Annotated in this window: 28 protein-coding genes; 12 read left to right on the top strand and 16 right to left on the bottom strand. The window is 40.9% G+C overall.

Annotation, left to right across the window (positions count from 1 at the left end):
* The gene (locus NH153_RS02050; RefSeq protein ID WP_063700472.1) at positions 1-540 is read right to left on the bottom strand and encodes a heme NO-binding domain-containing protein; all 540 of its coding nucleotides are present in this window, start codon (positions 538-540) and stop codon (positions 1-3) included.
* 192 nt (positions 541-732) lie between these two features.
* Between NH153_RS02050 and NH153_RS02045 the strand changes: the two genes are divergently transcribed.
* Together NH153_RS02045 and NH153_RS02040 are read left to right on the top strand one after the other, a co-directional pair.
* Positions 733-2,337, top strand: a complete 1,605-nt coding sequence (locus tag NH153_RS02045) for a sensor domain-containing diguanylate cyclase (RefSeq protein WP_063700470.1) — start codon at positions 733-735, stop codon at positions 2,335-2,337.
* Positions 2,338-2,453: 116 nt separating this feature from the next.
* Positions 2,454-4,040, top strand: a complete 1,587-nt coding sequence (locus NH153_RS02040) for an RICIN domain-containing protein (protein WP_082873965.1) — start codon at positions 2,454-2,456, stop codon at positions 4,038-4,040.
* A gap of 57 nt (positions 4,041-4,097) precedes the next feature.
* On the opposite strand, the gene NH153_RS02035 is transcribed toward NH153_RS02040, so the two are convergent.
* Positions 4,098-5,246: a PA0049 C-terminal domain-containing protein gene (locus tag NH153_RS02035; RefSeq protein ID WP_063700466.1), complete on the bottom strand. Its 1,149-nt coding sequence runs from the start codon at positions 5,244-5,246 to the stop codon at positions 4,098-4,100.
* 159 nt (positions 5,247-5,405) lie between these two features.
* Positions 5,406-6,176, bottom strand: coding sequence for an AraC family transcriptional regulator (locus NH153_RS02030; RefSeq protein WP_063700464.1), 771 nt, complete (start codon positions 6,174-6,176; stop codon positions 5,406-5,408).
* 156 nt (positions 6,177-6,332) lie between these two features.
* On the opposite strand from NH153_RS02030, the gene NH153_RS02025 reads away from it, so the two are divergent.
* Positions 6,333-6,581, top strand: a complete 249-nt coding sequence (locus NH153_RS02025; RefSeq protein WP_054560719.1) for a hypothetical protein — start codon at positions 6,333-6,335, stop codon at positions 6,579-6,581.
* Between the two features lie 44 nt (positions 6,582-6,625).
* Here NH153_RS02025 and NH153_RS02020 read toward each other — a convergent pair whose 3' ends face one another.
* Positions 6,626-7,276 carry a tellurite resistance TerB family protein gene (locus tag NH153_RS02020; RefSeq protein WP_063700463.1) on the bottom strand — a complete coding sequence of 217 codons (651 nt, stop codon included), beginning with the start codon at positions 7,274-7,276 and terminating at the stop codon, positions 6,626-6,628.
* Positions 7,277-7,458: 182 nt separating this feature from the next.
* Between NH153_RS02020 and NH153_RS02015 the strand changes: the two genes are divergently transcribed.
* The 5 genes from NH153_RS02015 to corA all read left to right on the top strand — a co-directional run bounded on the left by NH153_RS02015 (position 7,459) and on the right by corA (position 11,204).
* The gene (locus NH153_RS02015; protein WP_063700461.1) at positions 7,459-7,842 is read left to right on the top strand and encodes a hypothetical protein; all 384 of its coding nucleotides are present in this window, start codon (positions 7,459-7,461) and stop codon (positions 7,840-7,842) included.
* Positions 7,843-8,009: 167 nt separating this feature from the next.
* The gene (locus NH153_RS02010; protein WP_054560716.1) at positions 8,010-8,222 is read left to right on the top strand and encodes a helix-turn-helix domain-containing protein; all 213 of its coding nucleotides are present in this window, start codon (positions 8,010-8,012) and stop codon (positions 8,220-8,222) included.
* A gap of 31 nt (positions 8,223-8,253) precedes the next feature.
* Positions 8,254-8,868, top strand: coding sequence for a hypothetical protein (locus NH153_RS02005; protein ID WP_063700460.1), 615 nt, complete (start codon positions 8,254-8,256; stop codon positions 8,866-8,868).
* 28 nt (positions 8,869-8,896) lie between these two features.
* Positions 8,897-10,126 (top strand): serine hydrolase domain-containing protein, encoded by a 1,230-nt coding sequence (locus NH153_RS02000; RefSeq protein ID WP_063700458.1) that lies wholly within the window; start codon positions 8,897-8,899, stop codon positions 10,124-10,126.
* A 121-nt stretch (positions 10,127-10,247) separates the two neighbouring features.
* Entirely contained in the window at positions 10,248-11,204 is a 957-nt protein-coding gene (corA, locus tag NH153_RS01995) for a magnesium/cobalt transporter CorA (RefSeq protein WP_063700455.1), read from the top strand.
* A gap of 60 nt (positions 11,205-11,264) precedes the next feature.
* On the opposite strand, the gene dps is transcribed toward corA, so the two are convergent.
* From dps to NH153_RS01960, 7 genes are all read right to left on the bottom strand, one after another.
* A complete protein-coding gene (dps, locus tag NH153_RS01990; RefSeq protein WP_063700453.1) occupies positions 11,265-11,783 on the bottom strand; it encodes a DNA starvation/stationary phase protection protein Dps in 519 nt (172 codons plus the stop codon).
* 227 nt (positions 11,784-12,010) lie between these two features.
* The gene (locus NH153_RS01985) at positions 12,011-12,430 is read right to left on the bottom strand and encodes a CBS domain-containing protein (protein WP_054551886.1); all 420 of its coding nucleotides are present in this window, start codon (positions 12,428-12,430) and stop codon (positions 12,011-12,013) included.
* Between the two features lie 79 nt (positions 12,431-12,509).
* Complete coding sequence (locus tag NH153_RS01980; protein WP_234003577.1) at positions 12,510-13,415, bottom strand: substrate-binding domain-containing protein; 906 nt, start codon at positions 13,413-13,415, stop codon at positions 12,510-12,512.
* 213 nt (positions 13,416-13,628) lie between these two features.
* A complete protein-coding gene (locus NH153_RS01975; RefSeq protein WP_082873964.1) occupies positions 13,629-14,777 on the bottom strand; it encodes a GGDEF domain-containing protein in 1,149 nt (382 codons plus the stop codon).
* A 65-nt stretch (positions 14,778-14,842) separates the two neighbouring features.
* Positions 14,843-15,313 carry a CC0125/CC1285 family lipoprotein gene (locus NH153_RS01970; protein ID WP_063700446.1) on the bottom strand — a complete coding sequence of 157 codons (471 nt, stop codon included), beginning with the start codon at positions 15,311-15,313 and terminating at the stop codon, positions 14,843-14,845.
* 11 nt (positions 15,314-15,324) lie between these two features.
* Positions 15,325-16,017: an RT0821/Lpp0805 family surface protein gene (locus NH153_RS01965; protein ID WP_063700444.1), complete on the bottom strand. Its 693-nt coding sequence runs from the start codon at positions 16,015-16,017 to the stop codon at positions 15,325-15,327.
* Positions 16,014-16,505 (bottom strand): RNA polymerase sigma factor, encoded by a 492-nt coding sequence (locus NH153_RS01960; RefSeq protein ID WP_063700442.1) that lies wholly within the window; start codon positions 16,503-16,505, stop codon positions 16,014-16,016. Before NH153_RS01960 ends, NH153_RS01965 begins: the two co-directional genes overlap by 4 nt.
* A gap of 170 nt (positions 16,506-16,675) precedes the next feature.
* Here NH153_RS01960 and NH153_RS01955 point away from each other — a divergent pair, with 170 nt between their 5' ends.
* Positions 16,676-17,962 carry a S8 family serine peptidase gene (locus NH153_RS01955; RefSeq protein WP_063700441.1) on the top strand — a complete coding sequence of 429 codons (1,287 nt, stop codon included), beginning with the start codon at positions 16,676-16,678 and terminating at the stop codon, positions 17,960-17,962.
* Here NH153_RS01955 and NH153_RS01950 read toward each other — a convergent pair.
* Both NH153_RS01950 and NH153_RS01945 read right to left on the bottom strand, forming a co-directional pair.
* Positions 17,959-18,873: a surface lipoprotein assembly modifier gene (locus NH153_RS01950; protein ID WP_063700439.1), complete on the bottom strand. Its 915-nt coding sequence runs from the start codon at positions 18,871-18,873 to the stop codon at positions 17,959-17,961. The genes NH153_RS01955 and NH153_RS01950 overlap by 4 nt on opposite strands.
* A 47-nt stretch (positions 18,874-18,920) precedes the next feature.
* A complete protein-coding gene (locus NH153_RS01945) occupies positions 18,921-19,664 on the bottom strand; it encodes a hypothetical protein (RefSeq protein WP_063700437.1) in 744 nt (247 codons plus the stop codon).
* Positions 19,665-19,840: 176 nt separating this feature from the next.
* Between NH153_RS01945 and NH153_RS01940 the strand changes: the two genes are divergently transcribed.
* Positions 19,841-20,512 (top strand): penicillin-insensitive murein endopeptidase, encoded by a 672-nt coding sequence (locus NH153_RS01940; RefSeq protein WP_063700435.1) that lies wholly within the window; start codon positions 19,841-19,843, stop codon positions 20,510-20,512.
* Between the two features lie 31 nt (positions 20,513-20,543).
* Here NH153_RS01940 and NH153_RS01935 read toward each other — a convergent pair whose 3' ends face one another.
* Positions 20,544-21,134, bottom strand: coding sequence for a LysE family translocator (locus tag NH153_RS01935; protein ID WP_063700433.1), 591 nt, complete (start codon positions 21,132-21,134; stop codon positions 20,544-20,546).
* Positions 21,135-21,233: 99 nt separating this feature from the next.
* Between NH153_RS01935 and NH153_RS01930 the strand changes: the two genes are divergently transcribed.
* Entirely contained in the window at positions 21,234-21,683 is a 450-nt protein-coding gene (locus NH153_RS01930; protein WP_054551870.1) for an Lrp/AsnC family transcriptional regulator, read from the top strand.
* A 98-nt stretch (positions 21,684-21,781) separates the two neighbouring features.
* Positions 21,782-22,591 (top strand): hypothetical protein, encoded by an 810-nt coding sequence (locus NH153_RS01925; protein WP_063700430.1) that lies wholly within the window; start codon positions 21,782-21,784, stop codon positions 22,589-22,591.
* A gap of 24 nt (positions 22,592-22,615) precedes the next feature.
* Here the strand turns inward: NH153_RS01925 and NH153_RS01920 are convergent, their stop codons facing one another.
* Together NH153_RS01920 and NH153_RS01915 are read right to left on the bottom strand one after the other, a co-directional pair.
* Positions 22,616-23,317, bottom strand: a complete 702-nt coding sequence (locus NH153_RS01920) for a (2Fe-2S)-binding protein (protein WP_063700428.1) — start codon at positions 23,315-23,317, stop codon at positions 22,616-22,618.
* Positions 23,292-25,691: a GNAT family N-acetyltransferase gene (locus NH153_RS01915; RefSeq protein WP_063700426.1), complete on the bottom strand. Its 2,400-nt coding sequence runs from the start codon at positions 25,689-25,691 to the stop codon at positions 23,292-23,294. The genes NH153_RS01920 and NH153_RS01915 overlap by 26 nt, the downstream gene beginning before the upstream one ends.
* Between the last annotated feature and the right edge of the window lie 15 nt (positions 25,692-25,706).

Genomic DNA, 25,706 nt, shown 5'->3' with positions numbered 1-25,706 from the left:
CTAATCTTCTTTTGTTAGAGTAAAGGTTGCCGACATATGATCAGCGCTTATATCCTTTTTAATCGTAATTTTTTCATTAAATTTTTCACACGCACCTTCAATTAATCCACCTGCTAAACAGGCGAAAGGGTTTCCAGAGCGATAGAACATTTGCATTTTGCGCTCACTAATACGTTTTGTTTCAAAGCTTGGTAACTCAGCGTCGCTATAAAGCTTTTTAACTTCTACATGAACATGGCGGTCGATGGTATCTAAAAAGTCAAACGTAGTTGAAACACTGGTGAAAAAGTGAGGAAAAAGGATAAAAAAACGATTTAATAAATACTTACCATAGTGCGTGGCTAATTGTTCTGCAGGCGTATTGACGTGCTTACTTAACGAAGTAATAAGCATGATCATTTCAGCGTTGTCGTAATTACCAACACTGGTATAGGCCCCATTTGAAGCAAGTGAGTTTTCTTCAATGATTTTGTCTGCCACTTCATAAGAAAATTCATTTTCGACCATTTCTAAAAACTCGGTAAAGACGATACCTTTCATACAGTAGCCCTTCAAAATTTCATACTAAAAGTTTAGATATAAACAGGGATTTTACAATTTATCAGTCACCAACTTTAGTAGAGGTTCTGCCTTTATGAGGCTGATTTATTAAAGCTTGGCAAGCAAACTGAGTAAACGTGGTTATACTTTTTAATACTAATGTACTTATTATTCTGCTTGGTTTGGTATTTTATGGTGATTGGTGCGAGGCTCAAAAAACGCTTATTACTTGCTTTCACCGCGGCGTGCTTTGCTATTTTGTTGGCGCAAACAATTATTCGGCATTTTTGGATTTTGCCAACGTTTGAAGCGATGACAAAACAAAATGATCGGATTGATATTCAGCGCGTTGAGTCACAACTTCAGCAAGAGATTGATGCGCTGTCAAAAATGGTCTTTGACAGCGCTGCTTGGGATACCATGTATGAAGCTGCACAGCAACGTGATACCCAGTGGTTTAATAGTGACTATGTTATTGCAGACGCATTACAACGATTAGACGTAAATGGTTGGTATTTATATGATACACAGGCAAATATCATCGGCGGTGGCAGTTTTAATAATGATTATAAGCCTTACTCACCAACGATTTTAGAAACCCCAAATTTGTTGATAGAAAACAACCTAATAATCTTATCTGGCGATATAGATAATAGCCAATCTGAGTTAACTCATAAAGTCCGGTTTATTACCATAGATAACACGCCTGCCGTCACCGTCGCTTACAATGTAACGAAGTCCGATGGCACAGGTGAATTTGTGGCGACATTATTGCTTTGGAGCTTTATTGATGAAGACTTTGTCGAAAATCTAACACCAGGGTTAGCAAATGATATTAGCTTTTATGGCACTGATGAAGCACCAAAATATAAGGAACATCTAATTAGGGTGTTTGGTGAAAAAAGGAGTGCAGTCGAGACGACTCAATACAATCGGCGGCTTTACTTAGGAGTCAATGACCAAGCAGGAGACTTACTGTTTGTACTATCTATCGCATCTCGTGAACGGACTTACGACCGAAGCTTGTTTGATAGCTCTCTAATTACCGGTTTATTGATCTCTGGTTCTGTATTTATTTTGTTTTATTTATATATAAATCAACAGGTTTTAAGGCCACTCAGAAAGCTCTACATATTGGTAAATTCAGCAATCAGAAATAACGACTTTAGCGCTCGGGATGAGTATTTTGGCAATAACGAATTGCACCAGCTCGGGCGAGGTATGAATGAGTTATTCACTCTGATAGAAAATCAACGTGCAGAAATACTAGAGCGCCACCAGAAGTTAAAACATATCAGTAATACCGACTCAATGACGACGCTTGCCAATCGTCGGGCATTGGATAAACATTTTGCAATGCTTGCCAGCGATACAGATTTAGCTTCGCAACCTATCTCAATGATTGTCGCCGATATCGATCATTTTAAACTCTACAATGACTACTATGGACATGATCAAGGTGACAAAGCGTTATGTGAAGTCGCCAATCTTCTTAAGGAAAATACCCAGCCAAGTAATCACTTTGTTGCCCGTTATGGCGGCGAAGAATTTGTAATTGTGCTCAGCAATACAGATAAGCAGGAGGCACTCAAAGTGGCTGAAACGCTACGAAACGCTGTTGTAACGGCACAGATTACCCACCAAGGTCGTGCAGACTTAAGCTATGTTACCTTATCGATAGGTGTTGCCAGTAAGGCTGCTAATGAGGCGTTTGATTCAGATAGCTTGTTTAAAATAGCAGATGACGCGCTTTATAAAGCGAAAAAGCAAGGTCGAAATTGCTGCGTTGCTGGGTGATTTTTAACATTTGTTTACATAAAATAAACATAAATGAGTGCTTTTGGGTACGGATAAATTAAACTATCTCTTTAATAATGTAATTTTATATTACAAATATAATAAAGGAGATAGTCTTGAAGATTTTAAACCAAACTAAACTGTTAGCATTATGCCTACTAGCAGTTGCGTGTTTTGCTCAGAGTGCTGTTCATGCACAACAGTGTAGTGCTATGCCTGAATCTGGCACTGTATATTCCATTATTAATAGAGGCTCTGGCCTTGCACTTGATGTAAATACCAGTGATTCTAGCTCAGCCCCGAATATTATTAGCTACGAATACTGGGGTGGAAATAACCAAAAGTTTCAGCTTATTCAAGAAGCAGATGGCTATTGGATTATACGCTCTAAATTTAACAATAAAGTTCTTGATGTGTTGAACTCATCGCAATCAAATGGTGCAAATATAATTGCTTATGATGATTGGCAAGGGGCTAATCAACGTTGGTTGTTAAAAGCATCTTCATCGGGCGGCTTTAATATCGTCAATAAGTTAACTGGTAAATCTTTGACAGTTGCAGGCTCAAATAATACTGCAAATGTTTATCAAAATGATGATGCTGGGATCAGTTCACAAAGATGGTTTATTAATCCAGTAAATGGCGACTGTGGGACTACCGGAACCACTCCCAGTGACTTAATAGGCTTTGCATCTCAAGCAGGTCAAGATGGATTGAGCACAACGACCGGTGGTGGTAATAACACTGCCATCACAGTATATAGCTGTGATGATTTAAGTACTGCATTGAGTTCTGGCTCTGCTGCGGTTATTCAGGTCCCAGATAACACAGTGATTGATTGTCGAACCGCCAATAGAACGGTACCGGCTTGTCCACTTGATTGTGGTCAATGGGGAGATTACGGTAAAACGTGGTACAGAATTCCCGTTGGTAATCAAAGCTGTAGTGAGTTGGGAAGTAGCTCAAACTCAACCGTGAATGTTACCCGTAATGATAGACGTATCATTGTGCAATCAAATAAAACGCTGCAAGGGTTAGGTAAAAACTCGAAAATAATTGGTGCCAGCCTCGTTATTAGCAAGCAGCGAAATATTATTATTAAGAACATTATGCTTGAGGATATTAACCCTGCGCTTGTTGAAGCAGGTGATGCTATTTCAATAGATGATAGTAGTCATGTATGGGTGGACCACATGGCATTTAATAAAATAAGTGATGGATATATTGATGTCGACAATAGTCAAAACGTTACTTTAAGTTGGAATCGTTTTTATGGATATAACCCTCAAGTTTGCGCCAACCAGCATTGGTATACCCATTTATTTAGAAACTCTCAAATAACAGCACATCACAATTTTTGGGATACAGCAGCAGGGCGAAATCCTAAAGTGGATGGCTATAATTCACGCGTGCATATGTTTAATAATTACTGGAAGAACATTACTTATTTCTCAATTAGTGCGGGGAATGGCGCTGAGGTTTTAGTGGAAAATAATTACTTTGAAAATTCAGCGAAACCTCACTGGAATCAAGGCTCTGGTTATTTTAGTGCTTCAGGAAATATTTACACTGGAAGTTCTGCAACTGATCAATATCGTGATAGCGGAGCAACAGTATTTGGGGATATTCAACTCTACCCATATCGATTGGATGATCCAAACTCTTTGGGCAGTAAAATGAATGGCGGTACAGGTCCACAATAACTATCAATTGTGAGTTGGAAAAAGCTCAGCTATTGCTTTATAGCTGAGCTTAACGCTTTAAATTGCAACCAAGCTTTGCTCAAGCATTGCTTTAATTTGCTTAACAATTTTTGCTTCTGTTTCTGGCTCAAATTGTTGAATACGTGGGGTGTGAATATGCCCTGTAGGGATGTCTGAATTAAGCTCATCACGTAGGCGAATACTACGATACGAAATTTCATTTGATAAGTAGCCGCCGCCACCGCCTTTTACTGCAATCGCACCTTCTAATTCTTTAAGTGATTGTGGCTCAAATGCTTTTTCAAGCGTAACGACTTTGTGATTGTCGTTGATTGGGAATGGCCCTTTGGCTTGTTGCATCTGCTTAACTGGTAAGCTGAAAGTCACAAACTCATTGCCTGGAAGAGGGCGGTCGTTTAGGCTCGAAATTTTCGGTGCGGTGGCTGTGCCGCCATACACAATATTGGCGTTATCGGGTGCCGTTACACTGCGGCGTTTACCCGGAAAGCGTTCAAGATCAAAGTCTTTGCTGCCCATACTGATAGTGGCAATCATATCGACATTGTTAAGCGCGTAATATGGCGCAAGTAATGATTCGATAATACCTTGGTCAAAGTCTTCGTAGCGTACTGGCACCATCACCGTATTGATCTCAGCGCTAATGCCATTGTAATTAATCACTTGGCCATCAAGTAATAATGCCGCAACACCTGATGGGTTACTTTGATTAATATTTCTATCTAATAAGAAGGGATCAAAACCTGTAATTAAAATGCGTTTGTCGGTTTTTTTACTGTAATCAAGGTCGGTGCGGCCACGACTGCCATTTTCAAGCATTGTTAATAACGCGGTTTGTTCACTGTCGGTCATTGCAAACTGGGGTTTGCTGGTACGAATAATTTTGCTTGAAAGTAAACGCGCCCAATATAGCTCTCGGTCGTCAAAGCTGTTGGTTTTAATTATACGCGCTTTGGCATCGCGCCATAATTGTTTGGCGTAATCATCAATAAGATCACTTGCTTGCTGATAATTAGCGGCAGCTTGCCACTGTTTTTCAAATTGGTTCACTTCATCAGAAAAAGCATTTAACACCTTTGGCATGGCTTTGCTGGCTTTTTCAATACGCAGTTCTTCAACGGTTAAATTGGCTGCAAATGCAGTAAATGACGAGGCGATTAAACCGGTGGCAAGTAAAACTTTTTTCATGATTATCCTATTTAGTTACAGCACGTTTAGTAGGCTTGGCTTAACTATCCTATGGATAAATGCCAAGCGCAAATAAAATCGCTCAGTATCAATTCTGTCTAGCACAGAAAATTAAACAGCCCAGTGGTACTTTAATTATTGGCTTCGTTATTTCGGGGACTAGCGCAAAATAAGCTTTGTTTGTTTAGTTTGAGAGTCTTTTAATAACTTGCGGTATTTTGCTGGGGTGATGTGCATTATCGCTTTGAATTCTTTAATTAAATGAGGCTGATCGGTAAAGCCACATTCAAGTGCAATGTCTGCAAAACTCATTTCAGGGTTATCTTTAATTGCTTGTTTAGCAAGTTTTACTCGGTAAATACGCTCAAAATACTTAGGGGTAACGCCGCATTGATCCTTAACTTGCCTTTCGAGCTGACGTTGACTGAGAGGGGCTAGTTGGTAAGCAGTTTCGAGTGGCGTTAACTCAATAAGATTGCGGATAAGGTGCTTTGAGTGTCTGTTACTGTGGTTAATACTTTTATTATCAGTAAAGTGGCGGCTAATAAGCGCAACAAACACGGCTAAGCTGGCTTCATTTTGCAGACCTAGTGCAATTTCAGATAGGGACTGTTCTGCAAGGAGTGGGTGAGCATTACGCTTTAGTTCAGACAATACGGTTGGGTTAAAACGAATACCACAAAACTGCGCATCGTGTGAAAATGTGACTTTAGATGCTTGAGTCGATGTTTCTTGCACTGCATAAGGGGCAGCAAGCGGCTTGTCATCAAGTAAAACTTCACCAGCAACAGGAAACACAAGCCCTGTGGCACCATCGCAGGCAAGCCATTGCTCTCCTTGAGAGTGCGCTGTGGCATACCAAATAGCTTGGATGCTATCGGCAAGATTGCCCTTTGGGGTCATTAATTCGAGCGTTAAATGGTTACTCATTAAACTTTACTGTCTCTGTCGATAGCGAAAGTATCATCAATTGAATAGCGTTGTGTCAATTTTTAGTCCAAAAGTAAGCTACTTTAAGGGCTGTTATTCGCACCCTGTTTTTAATCCTGCTATGCTACGCCCATTAGCAATCACTGAGTATTTGAGATGATTAACGATAACGATGTAATTGAAACATTAGACGAGTTAGAAACATTTTTACGCCTAGTTGAAACTGGCGGTTTAGGGCTTGAGAATGTAACCGGTGTTGCCCTTGCAACCAATAATAGTGATGGCCGCCCATTTATTGCGGTACTTGATGATAAACATCAACTTTTACTTGGCCGTTACGTGACTAGTGAAGTGTATGAAAACGGTAAAGATATGGTGCGTTACGGCACTAAAAAACCGCATTAATCATTACTGGTTACGAGTTAAAGTGGGGCGAAGACGCCCCATTTTTATTGGTATTCGGCAAGCTCTCTGTGAATGCTCATTACCAGTTCACTAGGAATGCATAATTGATTAGCGAGCGTGTCTAAGTAGTGTTTAGAAATAGCTTGGTTTAAATCAATTGCGCTGGCACTAGCTGCATATACTTCAATACCCATTTGTGCGTTAGGCACAGCGGCAACTAACTCTGACAGTTGCATTGGCTTTCTTAGCTCATCGAACAGCATGGCCTTTTCTTGCACAGACAATTGCATTGTTTCTACTTGTGCGAAGATTTTTTGTCTTTCGGTTTCATCAATGTGGCCATCAGCATAGGCGGCTGCAATCATAGCGCGCATGAGTAATAATTGCCCATCACTATGGTTATCGTCGATGACATCATTAAATGACTGCTCGGGCAGCGTGGCGGGGGTAAAATCAAAACCACGAGAACTAGTTTGCTGAACTGGAGCCGCTTTTTGTTCTGAGTATTGTTTATAGGCTTTCCAAGCAAGGCCACCGACAGCAGCAAGCGCACCATATTTTACGGCTTTTTTACTGCTCTTTTTAGTTTTTCCGCCCATTAAGCTCGTTAGTCCGCCGCCAGCAACGCCTCCTAAAAAACCACTCAGCGCACCTGATTTATTTAAATTACCCACTAACTTTTGTAAGTCTTTCATTGTTCTCTCCTTGCAGTTATGTGCCCAGACTAGGTGATTTAAAATGAAAAGGAAACGAGATTAATGTTACAAAACACATCAGCTAACAATTATCTGCTTTAGGTACTTATCTTTAGCTTGCTTAAAATACACTCAGTACTATAAGTTAGGGTTTCTGTTTAATTAATAATAAGGAAAAACTCATGACAGATAATTACACACCACCTGAAGCAAGCCTTCAGATGGCATCTGAAAATAACTCAGGGCAGGGGAAGGTAGACGATTTACCCGAGGGCATTAAAGGCTTTAGTTGGGGCGCTTTCTTGCTAAGTTGGATTTGGGCAATTGGCAACAGCACTTGGATTGGCTTATTGGCCTTAGTGCCTTATGTTGGTTTTATTGTATCGGTGTATTTGGGCTTTAAAGGCCGAGAAATGGCATGGCAAAATAAACGTTGGGATAGCGTTGAGCATTTTCAACGAGTACAAAAACAATGGTCATTTTGGGGCGTATTGATCATTGGTGGCATATTTTTATTGGGTATTGTAGCGGCGATAGCTATCCCTGCTTACCAAGCCAATGTCTAACTTATAAATAGAGCGAAAAGCCAGTATTTACTGGCTTTTTTTATGCCTGAAATGGTCAAAATATGGGTTTAATTACTTACTGAGTTATTATGTTTTTCATTCTTTATTTTATGATAATCGTAAAATAAAGTTTGACAATCATAAATCCGCTGTGTACTTTTTAGACTATGAAAATACGAATCAACCTAGATATAGAATTGGCAAAGAACAAAATGCAGCTGAAAGAGCTATCTCAGCGCATTGATATTTCTATGACCAATTTATCATTACTAAAAAACGGAAAAGTGAAAGCGATCCGCTTTAGTACCCTTGAAGCTATTTGTGAAGAGCTTAATTGCCAACCCGGCGATATTTTGGTGTACGAACGCGATAGCGAATAACTTTACAACGCAACAGGATTTTGGAGGGCATATGCTCAACCGTGACTATTTACTACCCGGCATAGCAGCAGGATTACTTGCTGTGATTTTTCCCATGTACTGGATCTCAGTTTTTGGCGAAACACTTGATGGCTTAGGAGAGGCGCTTAAGCTCGATTTACAAAGCTTAAACTTTTCAGACCTTGTGTTCGTGCTCATCGGTGCACTTGAAATTTACGTGTATCTGAGTTTACGCAGGGCATTAAAAGATATGTTCGATGTTGAAGGTGTACGCATACTGTTATGTGTGTTGGCGGTGCTGGTATTAGCTTTTCATGCCACTGTGTTATGCGATGTTTATCTTGCTGTTGCAGGTGATAAAGCATCGAATGATGTAATAGAAAGTATTTCAATTATTGCCATGGCGATCTCTGCTGGGAGTTTAGGCTTGTATGCGTTAGTGGGTTTGATAACAGCCGCGTTATTACTAACAAAACGCCATGGTATGTCATCGTTGCTAACGGTGTTTTCAATCCTACTGTTGCTGATGTGCGTCTTACAATTAACGGTGATTTTTGCTTATTTAAATGTGTTTTTATTCCCAGCAGCATTATTAATTTTAATGGTGTTCTTTATCAAAAAGCCTGAACAAATCGAAGTGATTTAACAACGCGTTGTAATACAAGGAATAGGGTATGAGCAGGTTTAAAACGATTTTGTTAACGCTATTTTTGTCATCTGTTTGGGCTGCTACCTGCGTATATGGTGGTGTCAGTGGCTGGTTTTTAAAACCTATTGCCGAAACGGGCAACACTGAGCAGTTTATTACTAATAGCCAGGCGCTGATTGCCAACAAACACGCAAATATCGCTTATGTTTTGATTGAAAATGGCCAAGTGATTTTTCAAGATTACTCAAAAAGCAAAGATGAAATAACCGCCAATACTCTGTTCCCCGTGGCATCACTGAGTAAATTTATTACCGCCTATGGCGTGATGAGTCTGGCTGAGCAACAACAAATTCGTTTAGATCGCGCGATTAATGATCAACTGACGGGCTGGCAGTTACCTGAATCAGAGTTTGATAATCAAACTGTTAGCCTTGCTCATCTGTTATCTCATACTGCGGGGCTTGGTGATGGTTTAGGCTTTGCTGATATTGAGCTAAATGAAACCGTACCAAGCTTGCTTGAGTCACTAAACAAGCCGCTATCATCAACGGGTGTGCGTGAAATTAAAGTCACCAAGCCTGTGGGCGATTTTCAGTATTCTGGGGGCGGCTATTTGATGCTGGAGCTGCTGGTAGAAGAGAAAACGAATCAACGCTTTGCAACTTGGATGGCTGATAACGTCTTTAAGCCAGTCAATATGACTGATGCCAGTTACGATGTACTCACTGAGTTAGACAATATCGCACCTGCTTATGATAAAAGCGGGCAAGCTGCTGGGCATTTTCAATACGCATCGGCAGCGGCAACAGGCTTACTGGCAAGTAGCCATGACTTAATCGCTTTAGTGCAAGCATTAACATCACCTCAAACAGGGCAGTTAAGCCCGCAAATGATCAGTACCATGCGAGAGCCATTGGCTATTAGCTTAGGCGCACCAATTTGGGGGCTAGGTACCATGCTTTATGCGCCAACAGCATCGGGAGATTTTGTGTTTGGCCATGACGGCGCAAATGAACCGGCAATAAATAGCACGCTTCGTATTAACCCAGATAACAATGATGCAATCATCGTACTTAGTAGCGGCGGTGAACATATTGCATCAAAGCTCGGTTATGAATGGACGCTTTGGCAAACCGGTTACCCCGACTTTTTAGCGTTTGATGTTGCCCTGCAAAGTGCTTTTATACCTTGCTTATTAGGCCTTGGCATCATCTTGATAGGTATGCTTGTGGTGCGCTTCAAAAAAGCGAAATAAGCAATTGATGTTAGGTTTAAATTATTTTTCTGCTTTACCCGGTAATTAGTAGCATTGTCATTGTTCATTAACGTGAACAGCTATAGTATTTGCTATACATTGATTATTCAGGGTAGGGCGCATGTTACGATTTTTTTCTATAGACCAAGGTGTGATCACAGAAACTGAGCCAGCTTCTGATACGCCTCTTGCAACCGCCATAAAAAATGCCCACTGGATTGATACCATAAATCCGACCGAAGAAGAACGGCAAGCACTGGCAAGCACGCTTAATATCACCTTACCCGGTGCTGATGATGTTGAAGAAATCGAGGCCTCTTCCCGTTGTTTTATCGACCATGAAGGCTTGCATGTGCATGCGCTTTTCATGTCACCAAATGAAGGGCGCTTTAATACGGTAACCGTGGCTTGTTTACTACAAGACAACTGCTTGCTGACAATCCGCGATGATGAACTAGCCGATTTTCGTCTTTTACGACTGCGTGCTCGGAAAGGGCAGGTAGCGTGTGATAATCCAAAGCAACTTTTGGTGACTTTATTTGACCAAAAAGTCGAAAACCACGCTGACATGCTTGAAGACATGCATCACCAGTTAGAAAAACTCAGTGCCTATGTACTTGAAGAGGATGACTCAGACTTAGAAGAAGCTGTTAGTCGAATTTCGCGCCTTGAAGATAATAACGGTAAAGTGCGTTTATGTTTGATGGATACGCGCCGGAATATCTCGTTTTTACTGCGCCACCTAGGAGCGCCGACAGAAGACCGCGAATCACTACGTGAAATTGTACTCGATATTGATACCCTTATGTCTCACTGTACATTTTTGTTTGATAAGGTGAATTTCTTAATGGACTCGACTCAGGGTTTTATTAACATCGAACAAAACCAAATTATAAAAACCTTCTCTATTGCCTCAGTGGTGTTTTTACCGCCGACCGTTGTCGCCAGTATCTATGGGATGAATTTTAACAGCATGCCTGAACTGCAATGGGCATGGGGTTACCCGTTTGCAATTGGCATTATGTTGCTGTCTGGCTTTGCACCTTACTTGTTCTTTAAACATAAAGGTTGGTTGTAACAAAGCATAAAAAAGCCCAGCAAATGCTGGGCAAGGGGTCTTCGGATAGACCTAGGGGGTTTAACCTTTCAATTCGCCGGTAGACGATTCGATATGTGCACGAACAAACCATTGGAATTGTTCTAAGTCAGCCAGTTGGCCGGTGATCATATCTTCAGAAACTGGATCTAGCTCACCAAGCTTATCGATAGCTGCACGGTGGTCTTTATTAACACCGTTATACACTTTATCAAGCGCTGTTAGGTGGTCAGTCACTAAGCCTTTACCAATTGAATAATCTTGCCAAGTACGGCGTTCTACAATTGATTGAGGTGTACCAACAGGTACGCCGCCCATGGTTGCGATACGCTCTGCAATCGTGTCAGTCATCTCTTGCACTGCGCTTACTTGTGGATCAAGCATTTCGTGTACACCAATAAAATTAGGGCCAACAACATTCCAATGAATGTGTTTTAAAGTGAGGTGTAAATCGATTAAAGCGACCATGCGCTGGTCTAGAATAGCAATCGTGTCCGCTGCAGCTTGGTCTTTAACACCCGGTGCTGTAAATTCTGCGACTTTTGATGATGAATTACTCATTACTCCTCCGAGATTATCTGTAAATTTCCTTTCGCTTTTAATCTAAAAAGCATGTGTAATTACATAGAAGCAAGCGTTGTGCCTGATAATTATAAAATTATAAATTGTTGAATATAAATGGTTAATTTGATTTTTATCTTGGGCTGGAGTAGTTGTGGCTATGAAAGAGTATGAAAACTCTGCACACCTTCTGTAAAAAATTCAGTGTGCAGATACAAAGTTACGAGTTAAGAAAGTAATGCCGCCGCTAAACGAACAAAGTCTGATGAAGTTAGAATTCCCACTAGGTTGTTATCTTTATCAACCACCGGCATGCAGCCATGACGGTTTTCAACAAAAAACTTAGCAACTTCGTGTAGCGGTTGCTCTGGCGAGATACTGGTAAAATCGGTAGCCATAATATCAACTACTTTGGTTTGCTTTTCCTTGCGTTCAAGAGCGCTGGCGCTGTAATTAGCCATGATATTCATTACCTGAGCAATCATGATTTTTTGCGTTAACATGCCAACTAAACCACCGTGCTCATTGATCACTGGGATATGACGAACATTTTTCTCTTTCATTAGATTATGAGCATCATGCAGGGTATTTTGCGCGCTAATGGCGAATGGGTCTGGCGTCATCAAATCACTAACTAGGTGTGTCATGGCTACATCCTTACAATTAATCAAGTTGTGGTAAGTCTAGCGCTTATCGAGTTAATTGCACTTTAGTGAGATCAAAGTTTTAGTGATTAACCGTGCAAGTGCCAGCATTACTTTGCTGACAATAATGAAAGTCTAAATAATAGTGAGACTTAGCTGGGCGTTCACCTTTAGTGAGGTATTGATACATCAACTCGGCAGAAAGTCGGCCCATTTCAAAAGGGTTTTGACCAATATTGGCCGATGATAATCCTTGCTGTAATACTGCTAATTGCATTTGCTCAGTATCGGCAGAAACAATCACCACTTCTTGATTGGCAATACGTTGTTTATGTTTAGCAATCACGTTTGCATAGTTAGGGTTAAATTGAGCAAAACCGGCTACCGCTAGAAATAGTGGTGGATTTTCAAGGTTAAGCAGTTTGTCGAGTTGACCGAGTGACACCCCTCGCTTACCTAAGCTATATAAAGGGCAACGGTCAAATTCACTCCAGCCATTTTCACCGCTTAAACGTTTCTCTGTTTGCCCTGATAAGGCATAGCGAACGCCTTCAATACGCTTGTTTAAATTAGGCGTTGTTGAATGCCCTGATTGAATACACACTTGATTATTTGCCTTGTTGGTGAATTTTTTTAATTCGTTCCCCAAGGCCACACCATAATCAAAATTATTGGTACCCACATAAGCTAAACGGTACTGCTGATCTTCCTCAAGCAGATCAGAGTCAAAAGTGATCACTGGGATCTGGTTATCGTGTAACTTTTTTAATGCTCTTTCAACAAGGTAATTGGAATCTGTGGTTGCGATTAATAAACCACTAATATTATTTCTGCGAACAAGATCGGTGATCACTAATACTTGCGTGCGAATATCTTGAAAATCTTTGGGGCCGTCGTAAATACATTCAAAATCGAGATGCTGTTTTGCAAATTGCTCACAGCCTTTAAAAGCTTGCTGATAAAAGCTATCGTTTTTAGTTTTACCCACAACAGCCACCACATATTTAGCCTGAATTGGTAGGGAAAAAAACCAAAAACTGGCGCACAAAAACACCCAGTTTAATTTAAAATTTAATAATACTTTTAAAGACATAGCACTACATATTGCAAGTTAAGTATAAGCACGAGCTAATTATAGTGGCAGAGTTCGAATTTACAAGATTGATAGAAAGGTATTTGTTTTCGTAGTATCCCTAGTTATTTACTCCTTGTTTTGGCTGTTGGTTTCTATGCGATTACGACCATTATTCTTCGCTGCATAAACAGCTTTGTCTGCGCGGTTTACTAAGCTTTCAAAGCTGTCATTTGGTTGCCAATTGGTTAAACCAAAGCTAGCAGTAACCGATATACGATGTTCTCGATAAGCTATTTGACTGGTTTCAAATGTTTTACGTAGGCCCTCTAAAAATTGCTTAGCCGAGCTGATGTCGGTAGCAAAGAACAACAGTAAAAATTCTTCACCACCAAGGCGGCAACATAAGTCACCTTTATTTAAATGGTGTTTCATTAGATCAGAGAACACTTCGAGGACTAGGTCACCGCCATCGTGACCATAGCTATCATTAATCCGTTTGAAGTAATCAATATCAACAACGCAGGCAAATAAACTAGATGTTTGGCTTGGGCTGAATAGTTGCTGTTGTTCAATAATGAATTGCAGCCCGCGGCGATTGTAGAGCCCGGTAAGCGGATCTTTTAAAGACAATTCCAAATAACGCTTTTTTTCATCCACCAACAGGGTGGTGATGAGACCTAGCCCAGTCATAACAAACACGGTTGCATGGGCAATGACGGTCAACGAATACAAGGTCGCTAAGTTATGTTCATGGGTAATAATACTTAGCTGTGAAATGGGCACTAATAGTAAAATGCATTGCGCCATTGACAACACTGTGTTGCCAATATTCTTTTCACATACAGCACGTTTAGTGGTGAAGTAAATAAGTGCGGGTAACACGCTTAATGTAAAGCTGGCTTCGACAAGGGCGAGTTGATTTATATTTTGAGTGAGCAGGGCAAATACAGAAAAAATAGCACCATGCGCAATAATTATCTTATTAAATCGGCTAGGTTCGTCGTGGTTATAAATGGATAATTGTAGCAACGTCATGGAAATCATATAAATCACCACGCCAGAGCGAAAACTTGGTGCAAGGTCTAATAAGTCTTGGATCCACAGCCATGCAAAGCCAATGACACCGAGGTAAAAAAACAGGTTAAATAAGCAAATCGAGCGGTTATTAAAACTACTGCGCATCAGGCGCGTGGCTATAATGGAACAGGTTACTACCGTGATAAGTAAGAAGATAAAAAAGCCGTGGTAAAAGTAATTCTCTACGTTACTAGCCATGAGTTGCACTGAAAAGCTCTAGGTAAATAAAGCTTAGCACAAGAAAAATTACCCACCTTTAAATGTTAGTTTTGTGTGTTGTCGCCTCCCTCAATTAGCGTGTATGCATCATGCGCTTTTTCACTTGGTTTTATGCCTTTTCCTAAAATGATTGTTAATCGTGTGACGATTGTACGCTCTAATAGCGTTGACACATGCAGTGCTGGCGAAGTTTGACTTGTGCACGTTAACAAACCGCATTGGGCTCTTTGCTCGAAACGAGGTTTGTTAGTGGGCTTGGAGCGTTCTACATCAACTGCCTGCTCGGCAACGAGAAACCAGTCATAACCGGTGTCTATCGTAATGTTGGCGGCTTGCAGCATACTTTGCTCAAGCGCTGAGCGCTTTGAACCGTGACGAGTTTCGTATCGAAGGATATATTGATTATCTGCGAGCTGCTTAGTTGTTAGGCCTGGTATACTTTTATCGGTCGAATGTTGGCTGCTGGTGCAGCCAATTAATACAATGGCGAAATAAGCTAATAACACGTGTTTCATGATTGTCTCGCTTATTGCCAATGGTTAGTCAGTGCTTGTTGTTCGGCGTTACGATCTAACGGCTGGCCTTGAATGTGCTCGTCGATGTAACTATCAAGCGCAGGTGTTTTACTTGCTAAGCGATAGCTTTGGCTTGACATTGCGCGTTGCTCGCTCGATGCATGAAGCTGCCAAATTCCTTGTTGTTTACAAGCAATATGTGTTTGCTGGGTACTTTTAGAATACAGCGTGTATTGACGGCAAAAATCGCCATTAGTATTAACAAAGCTAAGCTGAGCAGTTAGGCTTCTGTTTGTATCTATTACCGTGTTGTCGCCACTCAATTTTTGATCTAATGCGTTGGCAATGGGTTGTTCCAAACCTTGTTGTTGAACAAAGCTAGCAATAGCGACTGTAAAAAGCACTGCAATACTTGCTGCAACGGCCATTTGTTTGCGTCCGGCAAGTTTAATTTGCTGCCATTTGGATAGCGAAACGACATTCTCTTTATTATGTTGCTCGATTGTTTGTGCAAGTTCATCAGACAAGGGCATTATATCAATCTGCGCTGCGTGTTGTTTAACTAGCATGTCAACTTCACATAGTTCAGCTAGGCGTAAAGCGAGTTGCTCATCTTCAGCAATTGCATTACGTATTGCTTCCATTTCGTTTGCTGGTAATTCATTGTCTAAAAAAGCACTGAGTGTTTGGTCATCAATCTTCATGCGTTTTCCTTGGTGAAATCAGGCTTAATTAATTGATAAAGTGCGGCTCTGGCTCGTGACAATTTACTCATCACAGTGCCAACAGGTATCTCGAGGGTGTGCGCAACATCTTTGTAAGCCATACCTTGCACTGCCACGAGAGATACTATAGCGCGCTGTTCATCTGGTAAGCTTGTTAAAGCGTTATTTACTCGTTGCAAAGTCTCTTGAGTAGCGAAACTCTCTTGTTCATCGTCACAGACGGGTTCTTGAAGTTCAGTATTTTGAACTGCCTTTAAGCGCACTTTTTGCGAGCGGTATTCGTCGATCCAAACATTTCGACAGATCTTGAATGCCCATTTTAGTGGTTCAATATCATCGGGCATGCCTTTTTGTAAAAGTTTCTCGATGGTCATTTGTACAATATCATCGGCATCTGCTTGATTGCCGGTAAGCGAAAATGCAAAACGTCGCAGCGCTGGTAATAAACTGGTTACTGTATTTGTCATAGTTTCCCTTATTGGTTAGGGCAAGGGCCGATTAATGAAACAACTCATCAATGATTCAGCCAACTCACACTACTATAACGGGCAAGAAAAAGTTTTATTCCCAATAAATGCAATTTTTCTTTCACTGAAACGTTATAGTAATACCTAACTAAATGAGAAGTCACTGTAACATGAAATTGAAATCAGTCATTTTAAGTAGTTTGTTGTTTACTTCAAGTACGCTATCAGCAGCGATTATTAAGCCAATAAATGGTGTGATAGAGCAGATAGATCCTGTTGTTAATAAACTTGAACCGCGCATCACTAGCCAAGTAGAAAGCATACGCGAACATGAGTTAATCGACGACGCAACAGCAATTGTGACCTCGCTACCTAAAAGGCTAGAGATACTCAATCAGTTACAGGCTCCTGCATTTGTTGAAGTCGATGTAGAGCATGGTTTTCGTGCAGTTGAAAGGCAGTGGATAATGCTGGCGAATGAACAGCATCAGGGAAAACTCTTACAAATTGGCGCACAAATTATCGTCACTAAACAATACACGTCATTAGGTTTGTCATTAGTTCGGTTTGTTGTCCCGGCCAATTACGATTCAAAAGCGCATTTGCAACGTTTACTTTCACTCGATGATGCATCGTTATTGGATAGAAATCATATTTATCAAGCGCAAAATGGTTCTCAGCAAGAAGCGCCTTCATCAAAGCCTACAGCAATGTGTGACTGGTTTGTAAAAATAGGCATGATAGATAGTGCGATTGACACGACTCATCCGGGATTTAGTAATACACAGATAAAAACGCAGTCATTTCTTACAAATGACTTAGTATCACCCGATTTACACGGCACTGCGGTTGCTGGCGTTTTGGTCGGTAAGTATGGGCAGCTCATGCCGTTATTAACTGAGGCAACATTATACAGCGCGGCGGTGTTTTATCAGCAGTCTGATTTATCACAGGGGGCGACATTAGCTGCAATAGTTGACGCACTTAATTGGTTGGTTGCTAACGAGGTGCCTGTTATCAATATGAGTTTTACAGGGCCCGACAACGCTATTCTAGCGGCAGCAATTAATGCCACAGCGGCTAAACAAGTAACTTTAGTGGCGGCTGCAGGCAATGAAGGACCTGCTGCGCTGCCACTTTACCCTGCGGCATACCAACATGTCATTGCTGTCACGGCACTGGATAGCCAAAACCGAATTTACCGCTGGTCAAACAGAGGTGATTATATTGATTTTGCGGCATTAGGCGTCAATGTCATGACGTTAAAAGCTGGAGGGGATCTTGGTCGGGAATCTGGAACCTCTATTGCCGCGCCGCGTATTTCAGCGGCGGCTGCATGTTTAGCGGCAAAGCCTAATACAACTCCTAAAAACATTTACCACGCGTTACAGCAACAAGCGAATGATTTAGGTGAAGTGGGCAAAGATACGGTGTTTGGACATGGTGTAATTGATTAAAAGCTGGCTTTTAATGACAGCGAAGCAATGCTTTGGGTATAGGTGTTTGCTGCCAACTTAGATTGATAATCGCCGTACTCTGCTTCAGTAACAATTTGCAAAGAGTCAAAAACAGAAAGCTGCCAAAATGCGCTGACTACACTGCGACTTTCATCCCGTGATGGCTCGCTTTGTGTAAGTGATTGGTTGATAACTTCTTGGTAGTTTTTATCTTGATAGCGCCAGCTTAATCCTGCTTTATTGCTTATATCAAACGCTTTAAAACGATGAGTGATGCCCGTATTTAAGCCCCAACTTTTAAAGTTAAATTGCTCTGAGTCAGCATTTTCTCTATCTAAACTAGCGCCTAAAAGCAGCATCGTTTTACCCTTATTAATAAAGTAATACAGGTTTGAATCAAGCCCTAACCCTTTTGCATCGCGCATTGACTGTGTGGCGAATTGTTTATCTGATGCCCTAATCGCAGTGCGCAGATAGGTTGTTGGATTAACGTAATGGCCAACATACAAACTTACCTGATCCAAGGTTAAAAATGTTTCTTTTGCTACTTTTGCTAAAGCACCGTCATAACGTATACCTACATCAGTACCAGAAATGCTATAGCTAGAATCAAGGCTATATTGATGCAATGCCAAGTCATACTGGTCAAGCTGGTGATAATTGGTTTGCTCGTATCGATAACTTGGTGTGAACTTGAGGTTGTCAGTTGCATGTAACTCAGCACTAACACCAGCTTTAAGTATTGAACCTGTATCACTTTGTGAAGAAATATCGTCTAACTCTTTAATGGCTAAATCAGAGTTAGTTGTTAAGCCAATTTGTGCATCAGCATGAAAAGTTGCATCCGTAGCAAACACTTGAATGCTTGTGGTTAACGCACTTAAGGTGATGAGCTTATTAATTGTACGCATAATAATCTCCTAAAGGAGCGCCGAGTGATAACCCGGCACGCTATTGGTTAAAGGCCTAAGTTCAGGCTGTTTTGAATGTTATTAACGACTTCGGTAGTTGTCGCTGCGGTTATTTGCTCAGCAACTTGTTGGTTAACGCTGTTGCTAACAGTTGATGAAATGCTTTGCTCAACACTACTTTGTAAAGAGTTCATTGCAGCTTGTTGTACATTGCTAGTCAGTGATGATTGTAGGTCATTAGTGATTTGCGAGGCCTGACTTAAGCCTGCAGTGCTTAGCTCACTAGGCTCTAAAGACGCTAATACATCTGTTTGCTGACTCAATTGATTTTGCATTGCGTTGGTTATGTTCGAATTTGTGTTAGCGACGGCCACATTACTAACAGCAGTTGTCGCAGTTGACAGCATTGACTCACCTGCTAGCGCTACGGTATTGGCTGCTTGAGAAGCGCTTGATACTGAGTTTGTTAAACCAAGCTCGGGCATTGTTTCAGCAGGCTGCTGTTCATCGTTTTCAATCGTTGTTTGATTATTTGCTTGTCCGCTATTTGAACTTTCAGTATTCACACCAACTGATGAATTTTGTGTTGTTGCAGAGCCTGACAGTTGAGTTGATTGCATCATTGTCGTATTCGACGATGCTTGGTTTGAACTAGTCGAAACTTGATTATCACTGGCTGTTTGCTGTTCAGATGCGACTGATAGTTGCACGTTAGCTGCTGATGAAGCCGCTGAAAAGCCTGTTGCAGTTACGACACAGATTGCGATAAGTGATTGTTTTAAATTTGTCATTGTCTCGTCCTCTTTTTTGCGAATTGACATAGAGGTAACGAGTGGGCGAAAGGTTTATTCCAAAAAGTTTTAACTTTTTTCAATCAAATTAGCTAACTTATTGAAAGCTAGACAGAGATTTCACTTTTTGTTCATTCACAGGTCGCTAAACTTTAAATTTTAAAGATACCACTGCGATGAAAAAGAGTTTTGTTTTAGCCTTATTTTTTTGTTCTGGGCCAGTTTTGGCCAACAGTGTATGTGGTGGAACGTCTGCCAATGGCTATGTACGTAATGCAGTAAAACTACCCAGCAAAGGTAACAACTTTACCAGCTACAGCAAAGTGGCTGAGCTGGCAGGACGTACGTATGTTCATTCGCAGGTAAAAAACATTATTGTTGATGCCTACCAAGCGCTCCAGAAATCCCATCCAGATAAACGATACAAATACGCTGAAACGGGCTTAGAAAATGGCGGGAAATTTAGTCCGCATAAAACCCATCAAAATGGTTTGTCTGTTGATTTTATGACACCGGTTGTTAACGAAAAGGGGCTATCAGTTCATTTGCCTACACATGTGTTTAATCGTTTTGGCTACGATATTGAATTTGATAAACAAGGCCAGTTTGAACAGTTTAAGATTGATTACACCGCTTTAGCAGCTCATATTGTTGAGCTGCATAAATCGGCAACAGCAAAAGGTTACGATCTTTGGCGAGTGATCTTTGACCCAACCTTGCAAGCTGGGCTTTATAAAACCAAGTATGCCGACTATTTAAAAGCGCATATTCAGTTTTCAACTAAACCATCCTGGGTGCGACATGATGAGCATTACCATGTCGACTTTTTAGTGCCGTGTGAAATATAAGCCAAGCCAAGCAAAGCAAAGCTTGCTCAAATTAAAACAAACTAAACATCACTGAAGCGATTAATAGTATTGCCATTAGGTAGTTAAATGCTTTTAAGCGCTTTGGGCTAGCGAGCCAGTGTTGTAGCTTTTCGCCAAGTAAAGTCCACGAGCTGACACACGGCAGGTTAATTAAGCCAAATACGAGGCTTACGATTAACACTGAGGTGAGGTTTTTGTCTGGGGCATATAAGCTTACCGCGCTTAATGCCATTGCCCACGCTTTTGGGTTTACCCATTGAAATAGTGCAGCCTGAATAAAAGTAAACGGCTTACTCTCACTACTGGCTTTTTGTTGTATGTTACTTGTGGCAATTTTAAACGCCAGATAGAGTAAGTAAGCAATACAAAATACTTTTAATATCAAATAGCTTGGTGGATACAAGTCAAATAGCTGCATGATGCCAAGGCCTACTAAAACCAGCATTAACATAAAGCCAAGCGTCACGCCAAGTAAGTGTGGTGTGGTTCTTTTAAAGCCAAAGTTAGCACCTGAGCTCATCAACATTAAGTTATTTGGCCCTGGGGTAATTGATGACACTAAAGCAAATAATGCCAAGGCTGTTAAAATTTCAAAACTCATCGCTATCTCTCCATTTGAATTTAGATGCAATTATAAGTTGTAATGCGCGCAATTTTTGCGCTTAATGTTGTTGTGTATATTTAAAGTTCACAATCAAAAATGAAAAAAGATAAAATTAACGACAGAATATTGCATGAGCTTAAACGCAATGGCCGAATTGCTAATGCCGAGCTGGCAGATAAAGTGGGTTTATCACCTTCGGCATGCCTTCGTAGAGTGCAAGAGCTAGAAAAGCTTGGGGTTATTGCGGGGTATCGGGCGGTTATAAATAATCAGGCTGTTGGCCTAGGATTTATCGCTTATGTTGGGGTTGGTTTAAATGAGCACTCAACAGTATCTCAGCGAGCATTCGAACACGCTCTTGAGTTTATTGATGAAGTAAAAGAGTGCCACAATGTAACTGGCTCGTTTGAATATTTGCTGAGAGTCGAGACGGCGGATCTTAAGTCCTATAAAGCGTTTCATGCTGATGTACTCGGCTCAATACCACAGGTACGCACCATTACAACTCATGTCGTGATGGAATCACCCAAGGACGAACGCGCTTAATAATAGAGTTTGTACCTTTTTTGTTATTAATTTATTGCGAGCTATAAGGCCTTAGTCTAGAATCTTCGCGTTAAAATAATAATATATAAGGAAATTACGTGAAAACGTTAAAGCCTTTTTTGGCGTTTATAGCTTTAGGTTTATTAGCAGGCTGTCAATCGACAACCGAAACAGGTGTATCGATGGCCCGCTTTGAGAGCCCAGAGATCAACAGTGATCCCTTTCATTTTCGTGCAACTGTCGGTACAGATACAAGCAAGATCATTGCGAAAGATACCAGCGAGAGTACATCAACGAGTACAGCGTTAACGACTTCGATGAGTATGACCTTAGGTTATTCGACGGAGCTTACCGTAGGGGTTGGTATTGGTGGCGATCATGATTATGAAAAATACGCTATTAAGCATCAGTTTTATGGCAGCCCTTTAGAATCGGCCGTCGAGAAAAACTTCTCTATGGCCGTCAGCCTAGGCTATATTCGCAGTGAAGATGCGGGGTATGGTCCACTATTAGCGGGTAATTATGATGACGATACCTATGATTGGGATTTGTCGCACGATACTTATGATATTGCACTTATTTCAGGATACCGTTTAAGCTCAAAAGCCTTGCTATACGGCAGTGTCTTTTATCAAAAAGGCTCTATTGATGTTGATTATACCCAGATGTATTACCGTACAGAGGAAGGTGATGTATTTTTATCGGGAGCATGCAGTGATACGCCAGAGCAATGCCTTGATTTTAGCGCTGATCAAGACGGTCATAATGCAGGTGTCAGCATTGCACTTGAATATGCATTTACGCATTGGTTCGCTATTACAGGTGAAGCAGTTTATAAATCGATGAACTGGTTTGATCGCAGTGAAAGCGAGACTGCGGCAAATGTAAACGTTGAATTTAGGTTCTAGGTTCGGTTTTTCGAGAAAAAGGCATTAGCAAGCGCTAGTGCCTTTTTTGTTTAACGGGCAGTTAGCGCAATAATCAGCGGCTACAAGTTGATAGTGTAAGCAGCAGGTTTTACGCATAAATGTCAGCGTATTGTTTTGATCACGAAAGCGATGTTTACCACATAGCTTTTGCCATGGTTGAAAACGTTTTGCTATAAATTCTATCGATTTCTCTGGCCAGCAAGCGATTAACGCTGCGTGGAAAGTATCACTTTGTAAACGCTTTAATAACCCTTCATTTAACCTGTATTGCAATGGCAGGTTATCATTCCAAGCATGCTGGTGATCAATTAAATGATTGGCTGCCAGTTCTATCAAATCTGCATTATTAAAAGAGTCATGTTGAACCATGATATTTAAATTAGCCAAACCATAAATATGTGAGCCCGTTACCCGCTGCTTAATATTTACCAGATCAGGAATGCAACCAAGGTGCTCTACACTGGCTACTAATAAGTAAATAACTTGCCAGCTCAGTTGTAAGTAGAGATTGATTGCGACATATCCCTCAGTAACATTTGCCCCTCTTAACTTTATAGCGTTAGCCAAATCGGTTAGTTGCTTGCTAGTTAAACATTGACTGCTAAACCATTGTTCATCGTTTGTTGGAGTTAAGAACATCAGCAGTGAACACTGCTGACGTAAGGCTAACTCAAGCTTATTATGCTGTTGTGTTTGCAAGTGCATATTGCGCCAATGGGTTTTGCAAATCACCTGCATACTGCAAGCTTGAAGCTGGGTCGGTTATATCAACCATTTGTTGATTATTACGCAGCTGTAAGCGGTTTAAGCATGACAATGGGAATGACTCAGCAAATAAATCATGCTCAGCAAACTTGTCTTTTAGCGCTGGGTGGCTCGCCTGATACTGAACAATTGTATTGGCGACGGCTTGCCAAAATTGTTGTTCGGTCAGTAGGCCATCAGTTACTAAAATTGCCGAAAGGTAGCGGAAGAAGCAATCGAAAATGTCAGTAAAAATAGACAACACGGCAACGCCTTCTGGAATGGTTACCTTAATCCGCTTTATTTCATCATTCAGCTCGATGTTACTATTTAATAAGGCAATTTCTTCACCAATGTCTTTAATGAATACGCCTACCGGAACATGATTGTTAAATCGAACGATGAGGTTTTCACCATGTGGCATAAAGACTAAATCATACTGGTAAAAACAATGTAGCAATGGTGTCATATAAGCCTGTAAGTAGTGGGTTAGCCACTTATCAGCACTGAGCCCCGATTTGGCAATTTTAGCACTTACAAATGAACGGCCTTCGCTATCGATATGAAGCAGACTTGCCATAGTGGCAAGGCTTTCATTCTCGTCCATGTATTGAGCGGGATTTTCACGCCAAAGAGCCGCCATCATTTTCTTATAAGGGTTATCGCCAAGCGCAGGATGAGTGTAATACTGCTCATCAAAGCCAAGGGTTGCGACTTCTCTTAAAGGTTGAAACTTCAGAGATTTTAAATAGCTATCTTGGTTTACTAAGTCGAACAACCATTGATTTATTGCTGGAGTTACTTTCATATAGGCACTTGATAGGCCCCGCATAAAGCCCATATTTAAAATTGATAGAGCGGTTTTAACATAGCATTTGTGTGGTTTGCTGATGTTATACAGGGTACGAATTGATTGCTGCGGTAAATAACTATCGTGCGAGTAGCCTAAACACACAATATGTTTTTGCGAGATGTGATAGCTATAAACATGGACTAATTTGTTAAACCACTGCCATGGGTGCATAGGAAATAACAGATAGTCACTTGGCTTTAAACCTTGCTCTGTCAGTGCTTTTTCAAAGCGTAAACGCTCAGCTACATCAAGCTCATCGGCAATCAAGCTCTCGTATTTATAATCATGGGTACTTTTAAAGGTGGTATGCTGTTTGTGACACGCAAGCCATATAATTTGAAATGGGTTTGCTGCTTCCGGCGTATATTGGTGAAAATCTTGTGAGTTAAAACCAATGCGGCCATTGTTGGCAATAAAGCTTGGGTGACCCATGGTCATTTGGGTTTCGATCACTTGAAAATCTGCGTCTGCTAATTGCTGGGCACTATAGCGATTATTTTTAAATTTAAATGCAAAGCCACTGAGTGTACTCGCGAGTTCTTCGAGATAGGTGCCAAGCATTGATTTGTCTATGTTTAACTTGTCATTACACTCAAGTACAAACGCGATAGCGTCTAATGGTTGGCTGTTGTTAAGCGCCATTTTAGTAATGCTATTTGGCTCAACTTGCAGGTGATTAAGCAACATAGGCTCACCTTTAAACTGATAGCTTTGTCCACCCATGGTATGCAACACATAATGGTTAGGTTTTTCACTGTCGTAGCTAAATAGTCGTTCGTGATAAAACTCACTGAGCATTTTGGCAATGAGCAAACGATTTGCGTATTGCCACGCTTGTTGGTCTAGATGTGGGGTACTGCAAGATGGCGTTGCTTGTTGCACTGCGGGACCTTGCTGTGAAGTGTCGAATCGAGACGAAAGATGCTGTAAGTAATTAAAATGATCTTTTTCTAAACTACCTAGTAATGCAGTTTTCTCACCTAATTTAATAACTTTATGATGGCTGAAACCTGCCTTTAAGTTAAGGCGATGAATTTTATGATTGGCTACATCTGGCTCCACAATCACTCGCTCACATGAGAGGGTATTAAACATAAACTCTAATACCGACTGCATAACAGCAAGGCTAAACCCTGCAACAGAGAACTGCTTTGGAGCGAGTAAAATATGCATGCCCAAATCGCCGTTTTTAAGCGCTAGGTGGTTCTCAAGTTTCAGTATTTGAGGTTTGTAAATTTCAATTAAAGCAATGGGTGTTTGGTTTATTTCAAGCAAATAGGCTTGTTGAGCCTCATCTTTATTGAGTGTTGTATAAAATTCTAAAATTTCTTCGGGTGAATGTTCCATTGCTCCCCAAAACTGAGCTTGGGGGTGTTTAAGCCAAGGGGTAATAGTCGTTAGATCGTGTTCAGGGTTTAATGTTCTGATTTTTACATCACCAAGCAAAGCGTGCTTGATAGGAGTTTCAGTGATGTTTTTCATAATCGTGTTCTCTTA

It is taken from the genome of Pseudoalteromonas gelatinilytica (assembly GCF_001641615.1).
Taxonomy (GTDB): Bacteria; Pseudomonadota; Gammaproteobacteria; order Enterobacterales; family Alteromonadaceae; genus Pseudoalteromonas; species Pseudoalteromonas gelatinilytica.
This window is presented reverse-complemented; position numbering and strand designations above follow the sequence as displayed.

Coding starts and splice junctions, on each gene's coding strand:
- NH153_RS02050 (WP_063700472.1), bottom strand. CDS start 540: ATGAAAGGTATCGTCTTTACCGAGTTTTTAGAAATGGTCGAAAATGAA.
- NH153_RS02045 (WP_063700470.1), top strand. CDS start 733: ATGGTGATTGGTGCGAGGCTCAAAAAACGCTTATTACTTGCTTTCACC.
- NH153_RS02035 (WP_063700466.1), bottom strand. CDS start 5,246: ATGAAAAAAGTTTTACTTGCCACCGGTTTAATCGCCTCGTCATTTACT.
- NH153_RS02030 (WP_063700464.1), bottom strand. CDS start 6,176: ATGAGTAACCATTTAACGCTCGAATTAATGACCCCAAAGGGCAATCTT.
- NH153_RS02025 (WP_054560719.1), top strand. CDS start 6,333: ATGATTAACGATAACGATGTAATTGAAACATTAGACGAGTTAGAAACA.
- NH153_RS02020 (WP_063700463.1), bottom strand. CDS start 7,276: ATGAAAGACTTACAAAAGTTAGTGGGTAATTTAAATAAATCAGGTGCG.
- NH153_RS02015 (WP_063700461.1), top strand. CDS start 7,459: ATGACAGATAATTACACACCACCTGAAGCAAGCCTTCAGATGGCATCT.
- NH153_RS02010 (WP_054560716.1), top strand. CDS start 8,010: ATGAAAATACGAATCAACCTAGATATAGAATTGGCAAAGAACAAAATG.
- NH153_RS02005 (WP_063700460.1), top strand. CDS start 8,254: ATGCTCAACCGTGACTATTTACTACCCGGCATAGCAGCAGGATTACTT.
- NH153_RS02000 (WP_063700458.1), top strand. CDS start 8,897: ATGAGCAGGTTTAAAACGATTTTGTTAACGCTATTTTTGTCATCTGTT.
- corA (WP_063700455.1), top strand. CDS start 10,248: ATGTTACGATTTTTTTCTATAGACCAAGGTGTGATCACAGAAACTGAG.
- dps (WP_063700453.1), bottom strand. CDS start 11,783: ATGAGTAATTCATCATCAAAAGTCGCAGAATTTACAGCACCGGGTGTT.
- NH153_RS01985 (WP_054551886.1), bottom strand. CDS start 12,430: ATGACACACCTAGTTAGTGATTTGATGACGCCAGACCCATTCGCCATT.
- NH153_RS01975 (WP_082873964.1), bottom strand. CDS start 14,777: ATGGCTAGTAACGTAGAGAATTACTTTTACCACGGCTTTTTTATCTTC.
- NH153_RS01970 (WP_063700446.1), bottom strand. CDS start 15,313: ATGAAACACGTGTTATTAGCTTATTTCGCCATTGTATTAATTGGCTGC.
- NH153_RS01965 (WP_063700444.1), bottom strand. CDS start 16,017: ATGAAGATTGATGACCAAACACTCAGTGCTTTTTTAGACAATGAATTA.
- NH153_RS01960 (WP_063700442.1), bottom strand. CDS start 16,505: ATGACAAATACAGTAACCAGTTTATTACCAGCGCTGCGACGTTTTGCA.
- NH153_RS01955 (WP_063700441.1), top strand. CDS start 16,676: ATGAAATTGAAATCAGTCATTTTAAGTAGTTTGTTGTTTACTTCAAGT.
- NH153_RS01950 (WP_063700439.1), bottom strand. CDS start 18,873: ATGCGTACAATTAATAAGCTCATCACCTTAAGTGCGTTAACCACAAGC.
- NH153_RS01945 (WP_063700437.1), bottom strand. CDS start 19,664: ATGACAAATTTAAAACAATCACTTATCGCAATCTGTGTCGTAACTGCA.
- NH153_RS01940 (WP_063700435.1), top strand. CDS start 19,841: ATGAAAAAGAGTTTTGTTTTAGCCTTATTTTTTTGTTCTGGGCCAGTT.
- NH153_RS01935 (WP_063700433.1), bottom strand. CDS start 21,134: ATGAGTTTTGAAATTTTAACAGCCTTGGCATTATTTGCTTTAGTGTCA.
- NH153_RS01930 (WP_054551870.1), top strand. CDS start 21,234: ATGAAAAAAGATAAAATTAACGACAGAATATTGCATGAGCTTAAACGC.
- NH153_RS01920 (WP_063700428.1), bottom strand. CDS start 23,317: ATGCACTTGCAAACACAACAGCATAATAAGCTTGAGTTAGCCTTACGT.
- NH153_RS01915 (WP_063700426.1), bottom strand. CDS start 25,691: ATGAAAAACATCACTGAAACTCCTATCAAGCACGCTTTGCTTGGTGAT.